This is a genomic window from Inquilinus sp. (assembly GCF_039594555.1).
Lineage (GTDB): Bacteria > Pseudomonadota > Alphaproteobacteria > DSM-16000 > Inquilinaceae > Inquilinus.
Genome location: NZ_JBCNNF010000548.1, coordinates 1 through 3758 on the forward strand (window position 1 = coordinate 1; position 3758 = coordinate 3758).

A 3758-nucleotide genomic window follows, 5' to 3' on the forward strand; every position below is an offset into this window, starting at 1 on the left:
GATCATCGGCAACACGGTGCTGTACGGCGCCACCTCCGGCAAGCTGTTCGCCGCCGGGCAGGCGGGCGAGCGGTTCGCGGTGCGCAACTCCGGCGCCACGGTGGTGGTCGAGGGCTGCGGCTCCAACGGCTGCGAGTACATGACCGGCGGCACGGCGGTGATCCTGGGCCCGGTCGGCGACAATTTCGCCGCCGGCATGACCGGGGGCATGGCCTTCGTCTACGACGAAGACGGCAGCTTCGCCCGCCGGGCCAATCCGGAGAGCGTGCTGTGGCAGCGGGTCGAGACCCGGCACTATGACGACCAGCTGCGCGCCCTGATCGCCGAGCATGTGCGCGAGACCGGCAGCGCCTGGGCCGCCTCGATCCTGCATGACTGGCCGATCGAGCGGTCGAAGTTCTGGCAGGTGGTGCCGAAGGAGATGGTGTCGCGGCTGCAGCACCCGATCCGGGCCGAGGCGGCGGACGAGGCGCTGCGGATCCCGGCGGAGTAGGCGAGGGCGATCGCCGAAAACCACCAACTGTCATTGCAGGGCTTGACCCGGCAATCCAGGGGCCACCCAGAGCTGTTCTTGAAAGCCGCCCCTGGATCCTCGGGTCAAGCCCGAGGATGACAGTTGTGAATTGCGGCGCCCGGGCTCCCTCACCTCTCCGCGTAGCGCCGGAACAGCCCGTTGCGGAACACGCCGTTCGGGTCGTGCCGGCGCTGCGCCGCGACCACCTCGTCCCAGGTGGGGTAGGCGCGGCGCAGCTGCTCCGGGGTCGCGTGCAGCCGGTAGGGCAGGTAGTGGGTCCCACCGACGTCGAGCGCGGCGTCGATCAGGCCGCGGGTCATGCGCTGCATCCGCTCCTCGCCGGCGGCGGATTTCTCCTGCACGAACAGCATGACCAGGCCGAACACGTCCTCGCGGGCATAGGCCAGGGCGCTGCGCTCGTCGCGGCGGACGTCGCGCACGGTGACGTTCAGCAGGTTGCCGTCGTCGCGCCGGATCACCGTCCGGGCCGCCTGGGCGAAATCCCACAGCCGGGCGCGGGGCACGAAGTACTCGTGCAGGATGTCGGTCGACCCGGCCTCGCGGTTGGCGAAGACCGATGCCGGCTCATTGAGAAGGCTGTTGCGGCTGGTCCGCTCCGCCAGCCAGGGCCCGGCCTCACGCTCCAGCCACCAGCGCACCGCCTTGCCGGTGTCGCTGCCGGCGGCGTTGCGGAACACCAGCCGCTGCATCCCGCCAGTGTCCAAAGCGGGCAGGGGCAGCACCGTGCCGCGGGTCTCCGGCACCGGCACGTACCAGCCCAGCACCGCCTCCTCGAACAGGCTGCCCGGATCGACCGACAGGCGGCCATAGGCCATCTCGACGGATGCGACCACCCGCTCGGCGAAGGCAGCGGCGTAGTCGCGGGTCGGCATCGTCGCGAAGTCCGGCACATACATCGCGTTCGGCAGGATGGCGATCTCGGCCTCCAGGATCACGCCGAACAGGCCGTAGCCGCCCAGCGCCAGGCCGAACAGCTCGTCGCCCGGGCCGCAATCGATCACCGCGCCGTCGGCGGTCAGCAGCCGCAGCCGCCGCACCGTGCTCGCCGCCGGCGGGCTGTTGGCGTGCCAGCCATGGGCATTGACGCTCAGCGTGCCGCCGATGCTGAAGTCGTTGTTCGACTGCATCACGGCGGGGGAGAAGCCGGCGGCGTTCAGCGCCGGGACCACGTCGCGCCACAGCGCCCCGCCACCCACCCGCATCACCCGGCCCCCGGCATCGATCGCCAGGCCGTTCAGCGGCAGCGCGTCCAGCGCCCAGCCGTCGCGCAGCAGGCTCTGCCCGCCCATCGAGTGGCGGGCGCCGGACACGGCCAGGGCCGGCTCCTCGCCGGCCGCGATCCGCCGCAGCAGCGGAGCCAGCCGGGCGGCCGCCGCGTCCGGGTCCGCCTCGGTGAAGGCGACGCCGCGCACCGGCGTCGGGTTCAGGCCGCTGGCATCGTCCAGCAGGGTCCGGGAGGGAAGGGGAGGGGGTAGGCTCGCCGCGTCGGACAGGCGCTGCAGCCACGCCCCGCCGACACCGCCCAGCGCCGCCGCGCCCAGCGTCACGGCGCCGGTCGCCAGCATGCGCCGGCGCGTCGAACCCTTCCTGGCCATGAGTTCCCCCCTCGTCCCCGCCGGTCATTCTAAGGCGGGGATGGGGGCGGAACCATGGCGTGGTCAGGCGTATTGCGCGATGCCGTTGCCGAAGGACCAGTTCTCCTTTGCCACCTCGACCAGGCTGATGAACACGTCGTCGCCGCGCAGGCCCGGGCTCTCGGCCAGCCGGTCGGCGATGCGGCGGTACAGTGCCTGCTTCTGCTCCACCGTCCGGGTGTTGTTGGCGGTGATCTGGATGAACACGACATCGCCGGTCCGGGCCAGGCCGGGATAGGCCGGGTCGTAGTCGAAGCCGGTGTCGTCATGCTCGTGCACCAGGATGAAGCGGTCATTCTCCGGCACGTTGAAGGTCTCGCGCATGGCCAGGTAGACGCCGTCGCGGATGGCCTTGATGTGGCCGGCGGGCTTGCCCTTTTGCAGCGAGATCCGGACGAGGGGCATGGGGTCCTCCATGGTTGGCGGCGGGCCGCGGTAACCCAGATGTAGCTCGCTCTTGATCATTTCGAAATCAGCTTGATATCACTATCAGTGATTTCAACTTGAAATGATTATACCATGCGCGCCCTCGACCTCGACGCCGTCCAGGCCTTCGTCCTGGTGGCCGACCATGGCAGCTTCACCCGTGCCGCGGATGCGCTGGGCGCCACCCAGTCCGGCATCAGCCTGCGCCTGAAGCGGCTGGAGGACCGGCTCGGCGCCCGCCTGTTCGAGCGCACGCCGCGGCTGGTGCGGCTGACGCCGCAGGGGGAAGCCTTCCTGCCGCGGGCGCGGCGGCTCCTGGAGGCGCAGGAGGACGCGGTCGCCGCGGTCTCGGCCCGGCCGCCGCGGCTGGTGCTGGGCATCAGCGACCATGTCGCGGGGCCGGAGCTGCCGAGGCTGCTGGCCCGGGTGGCGGGGCAGGGGCCGGGACTGGCGCTGGAGGTCCGGCTCGACTCGTCGCCGGACCTGCTCCAGGGATACGATGCCGGGTCACTCGACGCGGTGATCGTCCGCCGCGATGCCGGCCGACGCGACGGCGAGGTGCTGTTCCGCGATGAGTTCGGCTGGTTTGCCTCGACCGGCTGGCATCATCGGCCGGACGAACCCCTGCCGCTCGTCACGCACAGGGAGCGCTGCGGCGTGCGGGTCGCGGCGCTGCGCGCGCTCGACGCCGCCGGCATTCCCTGGGTCGAGGTCTTCGTCGGCGGCGGCGGTGCCGCTGTTGCGGCCGCGACCGTGGCCGGCCTCGGCGTCTCACCGCTGGCCCGCCGGACGGCACCGCCCGGCGCCGTCGATGTCGGTCCGCGCCTCGGCCTGCCGGCCCTGGCCGCCACCGACGTGATGCTGCATTCGCGGCTGGCCGACGCCCGGCTCACAGCCGCCCTGCGCGGCCTCGCCGCCGCCTTCCGCCTGCCGGTGGCGGCGTGACTCGGCGTCGCAGCCGGGCCGAAGGCATGATCGAACCGAATGGTTCCCGGCTTCGGCGCGGGGGTGGCATGTGCCGGCGCGGCGCAACGCGACTCTTACCGAACCATGGCGGCATCGGTTAGAGTTCGCGCGCCATGCGAACCCTCTACCACATCTGGCTCTCCGCCCAATCCCGCATCGTCCGGCTCTTGCTGGCCGAGAAGGACCTGCATTGCGAC

Annotated in this window: 3 protein-coding genes and 1 pseudogene; 2 read left to right on the top strand and 2 right to left on the bottom strand. The window is 71.6% G+C overall.

The features are described from left to right. Nucleotides 1–493, top strand: a pseudogene (locus tag ABDW35_RS33700) (glutamate synthase large subunit); the annotation flags it as partial. Between the two features lie 149 nt (nt 494–642). Here ABDW35_RS33700 and ABDW35_RS33705 read toward each other — a convergent pair. Both ABDW35_RS33705 and ABDW35_RS33710 read right to left on the bottom strand, forming a co-directional pair. After that, nucleotides 643–2130, bottom strand: coding sequence for an FAD-binding oxidoreductase (locus tag ABDW35_RS33705; protein ID WP_343718221.1), 1488 nt, complete (start codon nt 2128–2130; stop codon nt 643–645). 63 nt (nt 2131–2193) lie between these two features. Next, complete coding sequence (locus ABDW35_RS33710; RefSeq protein WP_343718222.1) at nt 2194–2574, bottom strand: tautomerase family protein; 381 nt, start codon at nt 2572–2574, stop codon at nt 2194–2196. 114 nt (nt 2575–2688) lie between these two features. Between ABDW35_RS33710 and ABDW35_RS33715 the strand changes: the two genes are divergently transcribed. Then, entirely contained in the window at nt 2689–3540 is an 852-nt protein-coding gene (locus tag ABDW35_RS33715) for a LysR family transcriptional regulator (RefSeq protein ID WP_343718223.1), read from the top strand. Nucleotides 3541–3758 lie beyond the last annotated feature (218 nt).

Bases quoted from the DNA above. Each gene is read 5' to 3' on its own strand.
- ABDW35_RS33710 (WP_343718222.1), bottom strand. From the start codon at position 2,574: ATGCCCCTCGTCCGGATCTCGCTGCAAAAGGGCAAGCCCGCCGGCCAC.
- ABDW35_RS33715 (WP_343718223.1), top strand. From the start codon at position 2,689: ATGCGCGCCCTCGACCTCGACGCCGTCCAGGCCTTCGTCCTGGTGGCC.
- ABDW35_RS33705 (WP_343718221.1), bottom strand. From the start codon at position 2,130: ATGGCCAGGAAGGGTTCGACGCGCCGGCGCATGCTGGCGACCGGCGCC.